General features: G+C 63.4%; 14 protein-coding genes and 1 tRNA gene. 11 read left to right on the top strand and 4 right to left on the bottom strand.

What is annotated here, in order from left to right:
• Positions 1-5 precede the first annotated feature (5 nt).
• The 4 genes from QZZ02_RS03205 to QZZ02_RS03190 all read left to right on the top strand — a co-directional run bounded on the left by QZZ02_RS03205 (position 6) and on the right by QZZ02_RS03190 (position 4,351).
• Complete coding sequence (locus tag QZZ02_RS03205) at positions 6-1,022, top strand: arginine N-succinyltransferase (RefSeq protein ID WP_291842305.1); 1,017 nt, start codon at positions 6-8, stop codon at positions 1,020-1,022.
• Between the two features lie 4 nt (positions 1,023-1,026).
• Positions 1,027-2,481, top strand: a complete 1,455-nt coding sequence (gene astD / locus QZZ02_RS03200) for a succinylglutamate-semialdehyde dehydrogenase (protein ID WP_291842303.1) — start codon at positions 1,027-1,029, stop codon at positions 2,479-2,481.
• On the top strand, positions 2,478-3,818 hold the full coding sequence (gene astB, locus QZZ02_RS03195) for an N-succinylarginine dihydrolase (RefSeq protein ID WP_291842301.1): 1,341 nt from the start codon (positions 2,478-2,480) through the stop codon (positions 3,816-3,818). Before astD ends, astB begins: the two co-directional genes overlap by 4 nt.
• A gap of 101 nt (positions 3,819-3,919) precedes the next feature.
• Complete coding sequence (locus tag QZZ02_RS03190) at positions 3,920-4,351, top strand: response regulator (RefSeq protein WP_291842299.1); 432 nt, start codon at positions 3,920-3,922, stop codon at positions 4,349-4,351.
• 3 nt (positions 4,352-4,354) lie between these two features.
• Here QZZ02_RS03190 and phhA read toward each other — a convergent pair whose 3' ends face one another.
• From phhA to QZZ02_RS03175, 3 genes are all read right to left on the bottom strand, one after another.
• On the bottom strand, positions 4,355-5,236 hold the full coding sequence (phhA, locus tag QZZ02_RS03185) for a phenylalanine 4-monooxygenase (RefSeq protein ID WP_291842297.1): 882 nt from the start codon (positions 5,234-5,236) through the stop codon (positions 4,355-4,357).
• Positions 5,237-5,399: 163 nt separating this feature from the next.
• Positions 5,400-6,611: a beta/gamma crystallin-related protein gene (locus QZZ02_RS03180; protein WP_291842295.1), complete on the bottom strand. Its 1,212-nt coding sequence runs from the start codon at positions 6,609-6,611 to the stop codon at positions 5,400-5,402.
• A gap of 103 nt (positions 6,612-6,714) precedes the next feature.
• Positions 6,715-8,841: an AsmA family protein gene (locus tag QZZ02_RS03175; RefSeq protein WP_291842292.1), complete on the bottom strand. Its 2,127-nt coding sequence runs from the start codon at positions 8,839-8,841 to the stop codon at positions 6,715-6,717.
• A gap of 130 nt (positions 8,842-8,971) precedes the next feature.
• Here QZZ02_RS03175 and QZZ02_RS03170 point away from each other — a divergent pair, with 130 nt between their 5' ends.
• Both QZZ02_RS03170 and QZZ02_RS03165 read left to right on the top strand, forming a co-directional pair.
• On the top strand, positions 8,972-9,772 hold the full coding sequence (locus QZZ02_RS03170) for a M48 family metallopeptidase (protein WP_291842290.1): 801 nt from the start codon (positions 8,972-8,974) through the stop codon (positions 9,770-9,772).
• A 145-nt stretch (positions 9,773-9,917) separates the two neighbouring features.
• A tRNA-His gene (locus tag QZZ02_RS03165) sits at positions 9,918-9,994 on the top strand.
• Here the strand turns inward: QZZ02_RS03165 and QZZ02_RS03160 are convergent.
• On the bottom strand, positions 9,973-10,707 hold the full coding sequence (locus QZZ02_RS03160) for a hypothetical protein (protein WP_291842287.1): 735 nt from the start codon (positions 10,705-10,707) through the stop codon (positions 9,973-9,975). The two genes, QZZ02_RS03165 and QZZ02_RS03160, sit on opposite strands and share 22 nt — an antisense overlap.
• Before the next feature lie 287 nt (positions 10,708-10,994).
• On the opposite strand from QZZ02_RS03160, the gene QZZ02_RS03155 reads away from it, so the two are divergent.
• The 5 genes from QZZ02_RS03155 (at position 10,995) to QZZ02_RS03135 (ending at position 16,379) form a co-directional block, all read left to right on the top strand.
• A complete protein-coding gene (locus QZZ02_RS03155; RefSeq protein ID WP_291842285.1) occupies positions 10,995-11,231 on the top strand; it encodes a hypothetical protein in 237 nt (78 codons plus the stop codon).
• Positions 11,232-11,234: 3 nt separating this feature from the next.
• Complete coding sequence (locus QZZ02_RS03150; RefSeq protein WP_291842282.1) at positions 11,235-12,467, top strand: polysaccharide biosynthesis/export family protein; 1,233 nt, start codon at positions 11,235-11,237, stop codon at positions 12,465-12,467.
• A gap of 77 nt (positions 12,468-12,544) precedes the next feature.
• A complete protein-coding gene (locus QZZ02_RS03145) occupies positions 12,545-13,933 on the top strand; it encodes a hypothetical protein (RefSeq protein WP_291842280.1) in 1,389 nt (462 codons plus the stop codon).
• Complete coding sequence (locus tag QZZ02_RS03140) at positions 13,888-15,189, top strand: hypothetical protein (protein ID WP_291842277.1); 1,302 nt, start codon at positions 13,888-13,890, stop codon at positions 15,187-15,189. Before QZZ02_RS03145 ends, QZZ02_RS03140 begins: the two co-directional genes overlap by 46 nt.
• The gene (locus tag QZZ02_RS03135; protein WP_291842275.1) at positions 15,186-16,379 is read left to right on the top strand and encodes a glycosyltransferase family 4 protein; all 1,194 of its coding nucleotides are present in this window, start codon (positions 15,186-15,188) and stop codon (positions 16,377-16,379) included. The genes QZZ02_RS03140 and QZZ02_RS03135 overlap by 4 nt, the downstream gene beginning before the upstream one ends.
• The last annotated feature ends 3 nt before the right edge of the window (positions 16,380-16,382 follow it).

The raw sequence follows: 16,382 nt of genomic DNA, 5'->3' as shown, positions 1-16,382 counted from the left end.
GGATCATGCTGATCGTACGTGCGGCCAAGCGGTCGGACCTGGATGCGCTGGTGCGACTGGCCGAGGAAGCCGGTACCGGTTTCACCTCGCTGGCCGTTCCGCCTGAAGTGCTCGAGGCGCGTCTCGCCAAATCTGTCGCTGCCTTTGCCGGACCCGGCGACAAGCAGACCGAGGATACCTATCAGCTGATGCTGGAGGACACGGAAAGCGGCCAGATCGTTGGCTGTTCGGCCGTCAAGGCAATGGTCGGAGTCTCGAAGCCCTATTGGGATTTCAAGATCATGACCCTGGCCCAACACTCCAAGGAAGCGAATCGCCGTTTCGACATGGATGCCATGCTGCTGGTCAATGACTTCGCCGGCGCGTCGGAAGTGGGAACCCTGTTTGTGTCCGAGGCCGGACGCGGAACAGGCGCCGGTCGCCTGGTTGCCCAGTCGCGCTATCTCCTGATTGCCGCCGGCCCCGACCGGTTCGGCGAGAAGGTTCTGGCGGAGCTGCGTGGTGTTGTTCACGATGATGGCTCATCGCCCTTTTTCGACCACGTCTCGCGTCCCTTTTTCCGCATGGATTTCGATGATGCGGACCGCCTGTCGGCAGCGACCGACAACCAGTTCATCCTCGATCTTGGCCCGCAACACCTGATCTATGTCGACCTGCTGCCCGAGGCCGCCCGGGCCGTGATCGGCAAGACCCACAAGGATGGCGAGGGCGCCTACAACCTGCTCAAGTGGGAAGGTTTCCACTATGATCGCTATGTCGACATTTTCGATGGTGGCCCGCTGGTCTCGACCTGGACAGAGAATATCCGCACCCTGCGCGAAAGCCGAGAAGTGACGGTGCGTGCCGCGACAACGGCTGGCGGGGCCGAGGGCATTCTTTCGACCGACCGCTTTGAAGACTTCCGGACCTGTCAGGCCCAGGTGGTCGATGATGGCGAGGTCGTGGGCGTTTCGTATGACACCATGCAGGCACTCGACCTGCACGAGGGCGACCGCGCCCGTTTCTGGCGACGCAAGAGGTAGGACCATGAATTTCATCAATGGCGAATGGCGCGACGGAACCGGCGCGAAGCTGGTCTCTCACAATCCGGCCGATGACAGTCAGGTCTGGTCGGGTCGAACCGCTTCTCCGGCGGAAGTCGATCACGCGTTTGCGGCGGCGCGTTCCGCCTTCCCGTCCTGGGGGCGTCGCCCGCTCGCCGAGCGCATCGCGATCGCCGAGCGTTTCAAGGCCGTGCTGGAAGACCGCAAGGCCGAGATCGCCGATCTGATCTCGCGCGAAACCGGCAAGCCGCGCTGGGAAGGTCTGGCAGAGGCCGGCGCCATGATCGGTAAGATCGATATTTCCGTGAAGGCCAATGCGGAGCGGGCTTCCGGGCACCAGACCGAGATGCCGTTTGGTTATGCGCGGCTGGCGCACAAGCCGCTTGGCGTCATGTTCGTTCTCGGCCCGTACAATTTTCCCGGCCACCTGCCCAATGGTCACATCGTGCCAGCGCTGATTGCTGGCAATACGATCGTGTTCAAACCGTCGGAAATCACGCCGGGCGTTGCAGAGGCGATGGTCAAGGCCTGGGAATCTGCCGGCCTGCCGGCGGGCGTGCTCAATCTGGTCCAGGGCGCGCGCGAGACCGGCGCGGCCGCCCTCGAAAACGGCGAACTCGACGGGGTTTTGTTCACCGGGTCATGGGGCACGGGCAAGTTCATCCACGAGAAGTTCGCCGGTCGGACCGGCATCCAGCTGGCGCTTGAAATGGGTGGCAATAACCCGCTCGTTGTCTGGGGCGCCGAGGATGCCGAGGCTGCTGCACGAATCGCCGTGCAGTCGGCCTATGTCACCGCCGGTCAACGCTGTTCCTGTGCCCGCCGACTGATCCTGCCTGAAGGCGAATTCGGTGAGGCCGTGATTGCAGAAATCATCCGTATTGCCGGTGCGCTTTCGATCGGTCGCTGGGATGATGAGGTCGAGCCCTTCATCGGCCCGCTTGTCTCGGCACGCGCCGCGCAGGGCGTGCTGGATGCCCAGGCTGATCTGATCCGACGCGGGGCCCGACCGATCCTGGAGGTTTCGCGCGTGCCCGGACTTGGCGATGCTTTCCTGCGACCCGGCCTGCTCGACGTGACCGGCGTTGACGTGCCGGACGAGGAAGTCTTCGGACCGTTGCTCCAGGTCACACGCGTGGCCAGTTTCGAGGCCGCCATCGCCGCTGCCAATAACACTGCCTATGGCCTGTCCTCGGGCCTGGTGTCTGATGATGAGGATCTGTGGGACCGGTTCTGGGTCGAGAGTCGTGCCGGGATCGTCAACTGGAACCGGCCGACCTGCGGCGCTGCCTCGAACATGCCGTTCGGTGGCCCCGGTCAGTCCGGCAACCTGCGGCCGAGCGCCTATTATGCGGCCGATTATTGTGCCTATCCGGTTGCCACCCAGGCGGCCCGTACGCCCGAGCGCATGGCGGTGAAAGGGGTCGACGGGGCATGACCGCGCGTGAAGCGAATTTCGACGGGCTGATCGGACCGACCCATAATTATGGCGGGCTGTCGGACGGCAATCTGGCCAGTGCCAGGAATGAAGGTCTCGTTTCCTCGCCGCGCGAAGGCGTGCTGGAAGGCCTCGCCAAGATGAAGCGGCTGGCGGATGCGGGCCTTGTGCAAGGTCTGCTGCCGCCGCATGAGCGTCCCTTCCTGCCATTGTTGCGTCGTGCCGGCTTCTCCGGCTCTGATTCACATGTCATCGAGACTGCCTGGCAGCAGGCGCCGGGCCTGGTGCGCAAAGCCAGCTCCGCCTCGCCGATGTGGGCAGCCAATGCGGCGACCGTGTCGCCGTCAGCCGATACTGCAGACCGGCGGCTGCATTTTACTCCGGCCAATCTCCTGACCACGCTGCACCGCTCGATCGAGGGGCGGCAGACGCAGCGCGCCCTGTCATGGGCCTTTGCGGACAGCACTCGCTTCGCGGTTCACGATCCGCTTCCCATGCAGGCCGACTTTGCGGACGAAGGCGCGGCCAATCACGTCCGGCTGTGCGCGGAGCAGGGCGGTGAGGGGGTGGAGATTTTCGTCTATGGCCGCACGGCTGACGAGAATTGGGCCGGCAGCTTCCCGGCCCGCCAGACGCTGGAGGCCAGTCAGGCCGTCGCGCGCTCGCACGGACTCGATCCGAAGCGCTGTGTCTTCCTGCGGCAGTCGCAAGCCGCGATTGATGCGGGCGCCTTTCACAATGATGTCGTGTGTGTCGGAACCCGCACGACGCTCTTCTTTCACGAACTGGCTTTCGAGAATCGTCAGGCGGCGCTCGATGCGATTCGTCGTGCAGCGGACGGGCTGTTCGAACCGGATTTTGTGGAAGTGGCCCAATGCGATGTCCCGATCGGCGATGCGATCACCAGCTATCTGTTCAATTCACAGCTCCTGGAGTGGCCGGGCGAGCGGCGTCTTGCCCTGATCGCGCCGAAGGAGACGCAGGAGACGCAATCGACGCGGGATTATTGCGCGGACATGGTCGCCGGCAACGGCCCGATCGGCCGGGTCGAGTATGTCGATGTCCGTCAGTCGATGCGCAATGGCGGGGGTCCGGCCTGTCTGCGGTTACGGGTCACCCTGACAGATGAGGAATTTTCCGCCGTCACACCTACTGCCCTGATGACCGATGCGCTTTACGTCGAGCTTACAACCTGGGCGCACAGGCATTATCGTGAGCGGCTGGCACCGGGCGAGCTTGGCGATCCTGCATTGCTGTCCGAGTCGCGTGCGGCGCTTGATTCCCTGACGGAAATCTTGCGGCTGGGCAGCGATTTCTACCCGTTCCAGCGCGTTTAAGGCATCGTGGAGATTGCAGAATATTCCTATTCTTCAATGCGCTACCCAAACGGGAATTTCGTGATAGTTTGCGGCGTTCATCACCTAGGGGGAGGACGTAGTTGACTGAAGCCAAGCCTGTTCCGGTAATTCTCGTTGATGATGATCCGGACGAGCACTTCCTGTTCAAGGCTGACCTTGAAGATGCGGGAATTGATTTCGAGTTCAACGGCTTTACCCGGCCCGAGGACGCGATGGGGCATCTGCGCGCGCGTGCCGGGGAGCCTGTGCTTGTGCTGTGCGATCTCAGCCTCGCTGGTAGCGACGCTCTGGCCTTCATCGGCGACACGCAGCCGTTTCTGGGAGGTGGCGCGATCGGCGTGTATTCCGGTGCGCGCAATCCCGAGATTGAAGAGAAATGCCGCGCGGCCGGCGCGACCTTTTACATCGTCAAACCGGTCTCACGGGCAAAGCTTGTTGATGCGCTGGCCAAGGGCGGCCGGATAAAGCTGGCCGAGCAGGGCAATGGCCGGGTGACGCCGGTCCTCCTGTGAGCCTCAGACCGCTTCGGCCTTGCCGGTCAGGCCGCCTGCCAGGGCGTATTCCTGGCTGCCACGCGAATACACGCGGTCACCCTCAACGACATCCGACGGCCGGTAATCCGACAGGGTCGGCAGCCTTTCGTATAGCGGCGCGAAGTCGGCATAAGTCGCCTCCATCAACTCCTCATAGCTGTCGATGACGAAATAGGACTGCTGGAAGTCGTCATAGCGATAATCGGTGCGCATGATGCGCTCGAGATCGAAGTGGATCCGGTTGGGTGATCTTGCTTCAAGGCTGAAGATCGACTCCGCCCGTGAGGAAACGATCCCGGCACCATAGATGCGGCGACCCTCGGGCGTGTTGATCAGGCCGAACTCGACCGTATACCAGTACAGCCGGGCCATGTTCTTGATCGCGTCAAATTCCAGCGAGCGCAGCCCGCCCTTGCCATAGGCCTGCATATAGTCGGCGAAGACTGGCTGGGTGAGCAGCGGCACATGCCCGAACACGTCATGGAAGATGTCGGGCTCGGGGAGGTAGTCCAGCTTTTCACCGTCTCGGATGAAGCGCCCCGACACGAAGCGCCGGTTGGCGAGATGCTCGTAGAAATCCTTCTCGGGGATCAGGCCGGGAACGGTCACGACAGTCCAGCCGGTCAGCTTTTCCAGCTTCTCGTTGACGCGGCGGAAGTCGGGAATGCCACCCTCGTTGAGATTGAGCATTTTCAGTCCGGCGAAGTGTTCCGGCGCGGCACGCCCGTTGAGCACCTTCATCTGTCGCTCATAGAGCGTGGTCCAGATCGCATGCTCCTCGGAGGAATAGCGGTCCCACTTCTGATCAATGGTGAAGTCTGCGGCGGGCTCTTGTTCAGCAACAACGGGATCGTTCACGGGCATGGTTCAGCTCCGGTCGCGCCGGGGCGCGAATTAGTTTCATATGAAACTAATATACGGCAAATCCGACGCGGACCCAATATCGCTTTTGCACGAAGTCAGCGACCCGCGCATGAAAAACGCCGCCCCCGGCCCGGGAGCGGCGCATTCATGCCACGCGGGTGGATCAGTCCGTGCAGAGCACGTCAACCAGCGCGGCGCACTGGCCCGACGAGCAGGCGCGGTTCTGGCCAATGAACCAGGTCCGGGTGCGATTGTAGCGGTCGACGCTGTAGTGAGCAGCCTGACGCATGCCGGCAGCCTGGCACATGCGATCTGCTGCCTCCTGGTCACAGCGGGCACCGTAGCCGCCGAGGCAGCGGTCAACCGCATAGCCATTGATCTCGGGGCGGGGGAAGAAGAGGCTTTCGACGCCGCGCGTGCCGCCGCGGATATCGAGACGCCCTCCGCCCGGTCCGGGATAACCACCGCCTGGGCCGCCCCAGCTGTCATCGACGCGGCGCAGCGAGGTAATCCGGTTGCGCAGGCCCAGGCTGGTGAGGTCGCGGACCTCGCCCTGAACACGCTGGCAACTGTCGGTGAAGCCTTCATCGTCGCAGACGATCCAGGTTTCACCCCGGGCCACAATCAGGCTGTCGGCGCGATCATTGAAGCCCATGCGGGACAGGTTGGAGATGTCGGCATCCACGGCGACGCGCTGGCCGTCAAAATTCACCCCGTCGAACAGGAAGACGCCGGAGCGCGGACGATCGGCTCCACCGGGTCGGCCCGGCCGGCTGGGCCTACCGGCATAATCCGGTTCAGCCGAGCTGATTTCGCCGCCCATCCCGCCACCGATATTGGCGATATCGCCATCGATCACCATGCAGGCGCCGTCGAAATTGGCATGCTGGCAGGCTACCCAGGCACCACGGCCGCTGTGGCGGACGGAGCGGGCCTGGTCGTTGAAATTGATTCGGGAAAAGTCCGGCGTGCTGGTCGAGACCACGACAGAACGCCCGGTATAGTTGGGGCCGGAATAGAAAGTCAGAGAGGGGCCGCCATAACCGCCGCCGGGACGCCCCGCCGCGACCGGGCGCAGGGAGGTGAGCTGGTCATTCATCCGGCCCATCGACGCCTGGTCGGATGAGTGGATCTCGCAGGTTCCGTTATAGTCATCGTGCTGGCACAGCTCCCACTGACCCGACACGATCCGGAAGGATGAGGTTCGATCATTGAATCGGACAGAATCGAGATTGCGGACATCGCTCGTTATCTGAACCTGGCGGCCGCGATAATTGCTGTCCTCAAACAGGATGATCGACTGCGCGGCCGCCTGGCCCGCGAGCCCTGTCAGCAGCAAGGCGATCGCCGCCTGTCCCAAGCGTTTCATGGTCATTTTTGTCTCCCCTCATACGGGTCTGCTCGTCACAGGCTCGACCCTCGCATAGCGATTGTGAATACCCGCCGGACGGTCAATTCATCCGGCATTCACCTGCGGCTTACTGCGGATCCTGTGCTGGTTGCGGATCCTCGGTGGTGTCCTGATTGCGGCTGCGGCGCTGATTGAGCAGGTTTCGGAGCAATTGTTCGGCCGGATCGCGCGGCTCGGTGCGGGTGTCACCGTCCGCGCTGGCCGCGTCGCCACCGCCTTCATTTCCAAGACCAATGGCGTCCATCAGGCCCTCGCGCAGCGCGTCGCGCGGATTGGTGGAGCTGTCACGGCCGAGCGCATTGTTCAGCGCGCCCTGCAACAGGGCCTGGCCGACGGCTTCTGTGTCGACGCCGACCGAGACATTGTTGAAACCACCACGCATGCGAATCGGGACTGTGATGCCACGCAGGTCGCGCGAGCCGCCCTGTCCCTCGATCGAGGCGACCGCCCGGGGGCGCAGCCGGTAGTCAAGCGACTGGCCGGGCAGGTTGACCGAACCGGCGCCTTCAACGCGCAGCAAGGGCGAGAGCATCAACAGGTCCTGTTGCGAAATCTGACCGCTGGCGATGGTGAAACTCCCTGTGAGCGAGGAGAAGTCGGTCGCCTGTTGCGCGCCGGTGCTGGCCGCTTCCTGGTCCTCGGTTTCGCCCGTGGTCTGGCTGCCGCCGACCAACCGGCTCACATTGCGGATTGTCTGCGCGATGTTGATGCCGACAATGGCTCCGTCGGCAAAGCTGAAATTCCCGGTCCCGCCCAGCGAGTTCATGATCGCGGCCTGGCTGTTGCCGCTGGCGGTCAGATCCAGGGTAACGGACCCGGTCCCGCGCAGTTTGTCGAAACCGGCGGCGGCTTCAAGGAAAGGCCCGGCATCCAGTCCGTCCAGGCTGGCATTGAGCGAAAAGCTGGGCCGGTTGCCGCGGGCATTGGCAACCACGCTGGCGCGGCCCTGGCCGTCATAGAGCGCGATGTTTTCCAGCGTCACCTCAAGGCGGCCATTGCGCAATTGCGCGCGCAGACGGGCATCGTTGATCTCCATGGCCTGGACCAGCAGGCGTCCAACCTCCAGACGCAGATCGGCATCAACAATCCCCAGACCGGCCAGGTCGATCGGGTCCTCGCTCCAGGGCGGCACGCCGCCACCGCTCGTCGGGGCCGGGCTTTCCGCCGGGGCCGGCAGATAGGGGTTCACGTCCAGCTCGGCCAGGGTGAGCGAGCCGGTCAGACGCGGACGATCACCGGTGAGATTGGCGGTGAGCGCGGCGGAGCCGGAGAGCGCATCAAATTCCAGGCGCGAGGCTTCGAGCCCGATTTCGCCCGGCGCGCCGGTCAGCTGGCCGACGGCCCGGAAACGCTCGATATTCTCGCCCGGAGGCAGGGGCGCGCCGGCAAAGGCGGCCAGGGCCCGGATCGAGGGTATGGTGGCGTCAAGGGCGCCGCCATAGGCCAGGCTCTCGCCCTCAAGGATGTATCCGTCAAAGCTCAGATCGGCCAGGCGACCGCCCAGCCCGAAGCTGACTGGCGTCTCGCGCCCTTCGAAGAAGTCGCGGATCGAGCCGATGACGGCATTGAATGCCAGGCTTTCTCCATCGGCATTGAGCGCTCCGGTGAGGCGGGTCTCAGCGTCCAGCGAGGGCAGGGAGACTGACAGGTCGAGCCCCGTGATGGCGCGCGATTGGGTGCCGTCGGTGAAGTAGAGGGCGCCGTTCTCGATGCGCACATCCCCCAGGCTGGCCTCGATGGGCAGGGCCCCTTCGCGGCGGACAAAGCCTTCGGACGCGGCGGGTGTCGCCGGGGTCCCGGCTGCTTCGGCGGCGGTGAAGGTCCAGTTATTGCCGGCGCGGTTCTGGGCCAGGCGGATGGTCGGCTCGACCAGCACGAATTCGGTTATCTCGACACGCCGGCTCAGGAGCGGGATGAGTCGCACGCCGACCCGCATCTCGCGCATCTCGGCGAAAGCCTCCTCGCCAAAACCGTCTGCATTGGCGATCGACACCTCGCTGGCACGGATCTGCAGGCTCGGGAAGACCTGCAGCGAGATGTCGCCTCCCAGCGAGACATCGCGATGCAGCGCGTCGCGGGCCGCGGCCTGGACCGGCTCCCGATAGGTCGCGGCGGGAATCACCGCCGGCAGGACAAAGACGGCGGCAACCGCGAGGACGACGATCAGACCGAGGGCGACAGCGATGCGTTTCATGGGAAGGAAGCTCCGAAATGGCTGAATAAACACGCTAGCAGGCGTGTTTGTCGCTTTCTTGGCGAGACGCGAAAAACACTCTGCGCTAAGATTATCGCTGATTGCGACAACACCAAAGGGGGGAAAACTCATGTCGGCAAAACCACCAGTCGATCTCGTAAGGCGTCGTGAATTGATCATGGGGCTCGCGGCCGGGACCGTTCTGCCTTTCGTCGCCGGCTGTGCCGACAATGCTGCCCTCGGGCGCAGCCAGCTCATGCTGGTCTCCGACGGCCAGCTCGCCCAGCTCTCCAACCAGGCCTGGCGCGACAGCCTGCAGCGCGAGCGCGTGTTGCGGGACCCGTCCTATCAGCGGCGCCTGCAGCGCGTGGGCGACCGGGTTGTCCGGGCATCCGGCCAGTCGCATCTCGATTGGGAATTCGTCGTCTTTGACAGCGACACGGTGAATGCCTGGGTCCTGCCCAACGGCAAGGTCGGCTTCTACAAGGGCATTCTGGACATCATGGAGACCGATGATCATGTCGCCACGGTGATGGGGCATGAAGTCGGCCATGTCGCCGGTCGCCACTCGGCTGAACGCGCCAGCCAGCAGATGGCGGCCCAGATGGGCGTGTCGCTTCTGGCCAGTGCGATCGGGTCGTCGGGCGGCGAGTATGCCCAGTACAGCCAGGATATCGGTGCCGCGCTTGGCATGGGCGTCACCTATGGCGTGATCCTGCCCTATTCGCGTGAGCATGAGTACGAGGCCGACCGGCTCGGCGTCGATTTCATGGTTGGCTCCGGCTATGATCCGCGCCAGGCCATCGATTTCTGGGTCGGCATGTCGGCGATGAATGATCACAATGTCGCGGAGTTTGCCTCCACCCACCCGTCGGACGATAATCGTGTCGCGGCCATGCGGGCGCACATCCAGGCGCGGGGGTATTCCTGATCCTGGCCGCGTGGTTGCGGCGCTGTGACGGCGCCTGCAAAAGCCCTGACAGGACGGTTGCCAGAGGGGGGCGGGGAGGCTAGTTTCCCGCGCCTCACGACCCGGTTCGCCGGGGCGGCCGCGTTATGGCCCCGTGACATCGAGTGCCGCCTTAGCTCAGTTGGTTAGAGCGCTAGATTGTGGATCTAGAGGTCTCCCGTTCAATCCGGGAAGGCGGTACCATTTTTCTTCAAAGCGATCCCACCTCGATTACCCGTGTCGTGAAGCCTCCTGGCAACTGTTTGAGCGAGCACTAGCAATCCAAACATCTCGAGCGTCTCCTCCAGCGTTGCGAGGAGGTCGCGTGTTCGGTTCGTCACGCCGAGATGGTCGGGATCGATGTGGGCGAGATACTGGCCGGTGATGAGCTCCACGCCGACGGCGCCGCTCAAATAGATCACGCCTGAGAGAATGAGATACATCGCCTGGGCGCGCTCGAGCGCGAAGAACCAGCGCCAAAGGGCCCCCCCGAGAGCGGCAACGCCGAGCACATAAGGGATCGGCCAGGCGGCGTAGGGCAGGAGCTCGGAGCCTAGATAGTAACGCAACGCCGCGTCCACGCGCTCGTGGATCGAGGCGAACTCGTCGATCGCCAGCAAGGCCAGGACGACCGACACGATGATCCATCCGGTTCTGAGGCGAGTCTCTTGAGGTGACACTTCGGCCTGCAGAAATGCCAAGCCGCTCGATGCGAGGATCAGGAGGACCGAAAAAAGGGTTGGCAGGTTTTGTTCCCGATCGAAGTGGAAGAGCGTGACAAGGCCCCATGCGTCCTCAATGTCGGCGTAATGGACAAGGCTGAGGGCGAGGGCGTTGCCGATACAGAGCGCCACGAAGGCGGTCCACGCCAGTCTGCTGGCGAGGGGGATGGGAATTGAGAGCTCGATCCGGGCCATGCTGTTTCCTGAAACTGACTGGTAGACACAGCTTCAAGTTCAGGGCCGGACTGCCTGAGCGCCTTTGGAAAAATAAGTGACGGAAAAGGTAGAGAAAAGTCGCGCGCTGGCGTCGAGGCAAATGCGCGTCTCGCAAAATGCGAGGCTTCTTCCTCGATTTGCAGTCTGCAATCCGCAACTTGCGAACAAGCTCGCGCCGCACGAATCTAAGTCGTTGAAATTATGAATCTCTGGGATCGGTCAGCGCTGGCCCCGAGCTTGCGCCTCCTAAACCCAGGAGGTTCGTCATGCGTACAGATTTCAAAATCACATCGCCCCGCCAATCGCGCCAATTCGACCGCGCCTTGTTCGACTATCTCAAGCTTGCTTACGAGCGACCGGCATCGCGCAGCGTTTTCGTGGAAGGTCGTCCCGACGGCGAAACGACGATTAAGACTATTGACTGCAATTGCCCAAAGATGGCGCGCGAACTTGCCGCCTATATCGCCGACGCCCTGGCGAGCCGACCGGCCCACGGGATCTGATCGATGTGCCGCCGCCTCATCCCGATCCTCGCCCTTGCGCTTGCATCCTGCGCGACTGCCTTCGAGGAGCCACGCAACACTGTCGATCTGACAACGCAAGGCTATACCTCGGCTCGCCGCCCGATGACCGGTGTTCGCGAGATTCCGCTCAGCGGGCAGGGGCGCTACGGCGATCTCGCTGGCTGCGCGGATGCGGATTTACCGATGTCCCCCCCGGAGAGCGTGGCCTTTGCGGCAAGCGCCGCATTGGCCATGCCTCCACTCTCGCCCGGCGACATGCTGCGGATGACATTGCCGGCCGGAGAGGCGTTCGAAGGGACGTATATCGTGGCGCCAGACGGCACACTGACCGTGCCGCACCTTCCACCGATCCGGGCCGCCGGCTTCACAGTTGAAGTGGTCGAGGCGCTCGTCGCGCGGATGTTCGTGGAAGAAGGGATGTACCGTGCCGGCTTCCTTCAGCTCGACCTCGATGTAGCGCAATGGGCACCGGTCCAGGTGCATGTCTCCGGCGCGGTTTTTCAGCCCGGTGATCTCTTGCTGAACGATCGCAATGCCGAGCTGGTGCAAAACTCCCGCGTCGAAGCCCAAGGCGATGTCACCTCCGGTCGAACGCTGGTTTCTGCGCTGTCTTCAGCCGCGGGCCTTCGTCCTGATGCGGATGTCCGTCATGTTGTGCTCGTGCGCGACGGCCAACGGCAGATCTACGACCTGTCCGGCGCTTTCACGGGCCAGCGCGTGGCCGATCCGATGCTGGCGACCGGCGATCAGATTCATGTCCCCTCGCGCGGCTGTTTCCAGGAAGCCTTGGCGCGCCCGAGCCGCATCACTGTGCCGGGTATCCGGGTCTTCATGTCCAACCTGACGACACCCGCTTCGTCGAACTCCCAGTCCGCGATCAATAGCCAAAGCACCAGCCTGCCCTATGGAACGCGCTTCCTGCAGGCGCTGGTGACGGCGAATTGCGTCGGCGGTACTCAGGCGACCAATGCAGATCGCTGGGCGGTACTGATCTCGCGCAATCCAATCACCGGCCAAAGCGAAGTCATAGCGCGGTCGATAGAGGGCCTAGTGCGCCGTGCCGACCGCGACGCGTTCAACCCGATCTTGCTGCCGGGCGATGCGCTGGCTTGCTATGACAGCCACGTTACCAATGTGCGTGATGTCATTAGCGCCTTCAGCGGCGTTCTGACTCCGGCCATCAATCTGACTATTCTCAGCGGTGCCGCGCGATGAAGCGCCCGCTGATTCCCAATCCGCCGGAGCCACCGCCTCACGCCGACCCTCGCAATTCGCAGCGTGAGACGGACTACATGATCGCGCGCAGATCGCTCTTAGGGCGCCTGATCGTGGGCTCCGGCGGACCCCGCCGCTGGCTCAGATATCTGTTTGTGCTCGTCGTGGGTGCGGTCTTTTTCGGTGGTATCGCTGCGACCTATTACGTCACCTCGCCGCGCACCTATGTCAGCGGCTTCACCCTCATCCTTCCCGGATCCGGCGCCGGGGCGAGCGTCAATCTGACCGACCTCGGCCAGGCCACATCGGCGACGTCCTCCGCCTTCTCCAGCGCCTCCTTGAGCCCGACGGAAAACTACAAGCGGCTACTTCAGTCTGACCGCGTGCGCGGCGCCGCCGCTGCGGAATCCGGTATGCCTGCCCGAGACTTTGCGACGGCTCGTGTTCGTCTGGTCGATCAAACGCCGCTGATCTACGTGCGCATGACAGAGACAGATCCCGACCGGGTCTATGCGTCCGCCAACGCCCTTTTGTCGGCCTTCCAAGCCAATCTCGATGCGCTTCGCCAGGAGGAGCTGGATGCGCGGGATTCGGCGTATCAAGAAAGCCTTGCGGGCTATGAGCGCAATGTTATCGCAACGCGCCAGGCGGTCATCGAATTCCAGGCTGAGAGCGGGCTGATCTCGCTCGATCAATACCAATCCCTGGTCGCCGAGACCGACGCATTGGAACGCACGCTCGCTGTCACCCTCGACCGGGCGCGGGCTCTGTCCAATCGATCAGGAAGGCTTGGTGAGCTCATCGACTTGCCGGAGGAAGTCGCCGCGCGTGTACTTGTCTTGCGAGGCGATGCCGTCTTCGAGGCGCTGATCGAGCAATTAGCTGCGAGCGCGGCGCAAATCGCCAGCTTCGAAAACATGTACGGCCGCAACCATCCAGAGATGCGCGCCGAGACCGAGCGCCACGCCGGTCTGGTCGATGCCTTGGCTGCACGTGGCGAAGCCTTGCTCGGCGTCGCCGGCTACGGGCTGTTGCGTCTAGCCGATATCAATCTGGACGATGAGCGCGCCCAGCTTCTGCGCCAAGTCGTCGATCTTTCGGCGGAAGCCGAGGGTGCGCGCGCGGAAGCCCGCTCGCTGCAGGATCGGCTTTTCAGAAATGAGCAGCGCGTTGAAGCGCTTGCACCGGTCGCGGCGCGTCTGGACGCCTTGCTCCGCGAGCACCAGGTGGCCGAGACCGTCTTCGCTTCCGCGCTGGCGCGGCTGGATATGTCGCGCGCGGACGTTTTCGCGTCATACCCGCTGGCGCAATTGCTGGAACCGCCGGCGCGTCCGGAAAGCCCATCATCGCCGTCCAAGAAGATTGCCGCACTCGCCGCATTCGGCGGGTTTTTCCTCTATTGCATGGGAGTATTGTTGCTGTGGCTGCGCCTGCCGCTGATCCGCGCCCTGTGGAAGATTATCTAGTCGCGCTGGCGCTTGCGGGCACCTGGCCGGTCTACTTCCTCGGAGGGCTCTACGTTCTGGGACCGGTCCTGGGCGTCTTGCTCACGGCCATCGTCCTGGTGCGCAAATACGTCCGCACGCCAACCACGCCGCGCCCCGCACCACCGCCCGTGCCGATCGGCGTCTGGTTTTGGATTGCCGGCATGGGGCTTATGCAGATCGCGCTGCTGGGGGGACATTGGAGCTATGAACTTTCCGCAGGCCAGACCGTCAAGTCGACAATCGGCTGGGCCAAAGGCTGGGCACTTTTTGCGATGTTCATCTTGGCCGGGGCTTGTCTGGATATCCGCTTCGAAACGGTCATTCGCGCCACAGGTCTGACCGCGCTCATCTCCCTCCTGCTGACCCCGGTCCTTTATCTCGCGCCGATGGCGGGATTGCCCGAAGTGCTCTTCGTCTCGCCGCTCAAAGCGATCGGCGGACCGGGGCCGGAGTTTTTCGCGGTCCAGCTCTACTCCATGGATCCGGCAGACGGGCTTCCGCGCTGGCGCTATTTCACGCCCTGGTCGCCGGCGGCCGCCCTGATCGGCAATCTCTACTTGATCCTGGCGATCGAAGACCGGCGCGTGGTCTGGCGCATTATCGGGATTGTTTCAGCCATTGCGATCATCGTGTTGTCGAAATCACGCCTGGGATTGGTGACCGCGGTTCTGGTCTGGCCAAGCGCATTCGGCATATCGCAGCTTCGCCGCAGCATTCTGTGGCTCGCTGCGGCCGTGCCGGTCTTCTTTGCCGGCCTTTTCTCGCCTGTCCTCCTGGCCCAGCTGGGCGCGGCCTATGACGGCTTTCGCGGCATGCGGGCGAACTCCACACGGGTTCGCGAGGCGCTTGGGCGTATCGCCATCGACCGCTGGTGGCATGAGGCGCCGGTCTGGGGGCATGGCGTGGTCGAGCGTGGGCCCCACTATGTCGAGTACATGCCGATCGGCAGCCACCACACCTGGTTCGGGCTTTTATTCGTGAAGGGGATTGTCGGTGTTGCGGCATTGGCCATTCCGCTGCTGTGGAGCCTTCTGGAATTCGCGCTTCTGTCCCTGTCCAGCCGGATGGGGCGGGCCGCCTTGGCGATCACCATTCTGCTGGTTCTTTTCACCGTCGGCGAGAACCTGGAAATCCTGACCTACCTATTCTGGCCGGGCCTTGTGATCATGGGAATTGCCATGCGCGAGGCCGCCGAGAGGCGTTCATCCATCATTGCTGCAGCGAGGGCATCATGACCCGACCCATTCGCCCCTTCCTCTTCGTGCCGCGCTATTGGCCCGGTCTCGGTGGAGCCGAATTGCATTCGCGCCGCTTGGCACATGAACTCGCCCGGCATGTCCCTATCGAGGTTGGGCGGTGTTGCTCGACTGAAGAAGCGCCAACCGATTTCGCCTTCGCCACCGCGAGAGCAGCGCGCATCGAAGACGGCGATGTCGCTGTGCATACACTGGCGCCGGCAGGCGCAGCCCGAGCGTTGCTTTCACCCCTCGCGAAGGCGGCGCCGAAATCCCGGCTGGCGCGCCTCCTGTTCGCCCGGGCGGCACGCGCGGTGATCACAGAACCGTTCCGCCGCCTCGTCGGGAACGCATCGATTGTGCATGCGATCTACAACGGCTTCACACCGGGCGCAGAGGCTCTTCAGTCGCTCGGCCAACCCTTTGTCTTTACGCCGCTGGCGCATACGACCAAGCCGGACGGCACCGCTTGGTCTTCGCCGGGCTTCAAACATCTTTACCGCAAGACGGACGCGCTCATCGCCATGACGGAGTATGAGCGCGAATGGCTGATCGGGCAGGGCGCGCAGTCCTCGCGGGTGCATGTCTGCCCGATGGCGCCGCTCTTTGAGAGCGATGTGCCGGACCCGGTAGCGCTCAGGGCCCGGTTCGAGCTCGGGGAGGCGCCTGTCATCCTCTTTCTGGGCCGTACAGCGGAATACAAAGGCTATCGCACGCTGCTCGATGCCGCGTCGCAGATCTGGGCGCAGCAGCCTGAGGCGCGACTGGTCTTCGCCGGACCTGTGACGCCCGAAGCCGAGGTTGCATTCCGGTCTCGGCCCGATCCGCGTATCATCATCACCGGTACACTGAGCGGGGCTGACAAGAAGTCCGTGCTGGCTGCGTGCGATCTGTTGTGTGTGCCCTCGACCGAGGAAAGCCTGGGGGTTGTCTTCCTTGAGGCCTGGTCGTTCGACAAACCCGTGATCGCAGCCGACATTCCCGCCATGCGGTCGGTAATCGAGGATGGAGAGGATGGTGTTCTGGTGCGCCAGGACGCGACGGCCGTTGCAACGGCCATCACCGATCTTCTCGGGCGCCCCTCACGTGCCAAGCGCATGGGCCAACAAGGGGCGCGGAAAGTGGACGCTCAGTATAATTGGGCGGCCATCGCCGATGCGCACCTCAGGATTTATCAATCCATTATCTAGGTG

This window comes from Maricaulis sp. (assembly GCF_015665295.1).
In the GTDB taxonomy this organism is placed as follows: Bacteria; Pseudomonadota; Alphaproteobacteria; order Caulobacterales; family Maricaulaceae; genus Maricaulis.
The sequence above is the reverse complement of the archived record's forward strand: the minus strand, read 5'-3'. Positions and strand labels throughout refer to the sequence as shown.

What these genes read in the sequence shown, in the direction of transcription:
- QZZ02_RS03175 (WP_291842292.1), bottom strand. Translation starts at nt 8,841, where the DNA reads ATGAAACGCATCGCTGTCGCCCTCGGTCTGATCGTCGTCCTCGCGGTT.
- astB (WP_291842301.1), top strand. Translation starts at nt 2,478, where the DNA reads ATGACCGCGCGTGAAGCGAATTTCGACGGGCTGATCGGACCGACCCAT.
- QZZ02_RS03170 (WP_291842290.1), top strand. Translation starts at nt 8,972, where the DNA reads ATGTCGGCAAAACCACCAGTCGATCTCGTAAGGCGTCGTGAATTGATC.
- QZZ02_RS03205 (WP_291842305.1), top strand. Translation starts at nt 6, where the DNA reads ATGCTGATCGTACGTGCGGCCAAGCGGTCGGACCTGGATGCGCTGGTG.
- phhA (WP_291842297.1), bottom strand. Translation starts at nt 5,236, where the DNA reads ATGCCCGTGAACGATCCCGTTGTTGCTGAACAAGAGCCCGCCGCAGAC.
- QZZ02_RS03160 (WP_291842287.1), bottom strand. Translation starts at nt 10,707, where the DNA reads ATGGCCCGGATCGAGCTCTCAATTCCCATCCCCCTCGCCAGCAGACTG.
- QZZ02_RS03145 (WP_291842280.1), top strand. Translation starts at nt 12,545, where the DNA reads ATGATCGCGCGCAGATCGCTCTTAGGGCGCCTGATCGTGGGCTCCGGC.
- QZZ02_RS03180 (WP_291842295.1), bottom strand. Translation starts at nt 6,611, where the DNA reads ATGACCATGAAACGCTTGGGACAGGCGGCGATCGCCTTGCTGCTGACA.
- QZZ02_RS03135 (WP_291842275.1), top strand. Translation starts at nt 15,186, where the DNA reads ATGACCCGACCCATTCGCCCCTTCCTCTTCGTGCCGCGCTATTGGCCC.
- QZZ02_RS03150 (WP_291842282.1), top strand. Translation starts at nt 11,235, where the DNA reads ATGTGCCGCCGCCTCATCCCGATCCTCGCCCTTGCGCTTGCATCCTGC.
- astD (WP_291842303.1), top strand. Translation starts at nt 1,027, where the DNA reads ATGAATTTCATCAATGGCGAATGGCGCGACGGAACCGGCGCGAAGCTG.
- QZZ02_RS03155 (WP_291842285.1), top strand. Translation starts at nt 10,995, where the DNA reads ATGCGTACAGATTTCAAAATCACATCGCCCCGCCAATCGCGCCAATTC.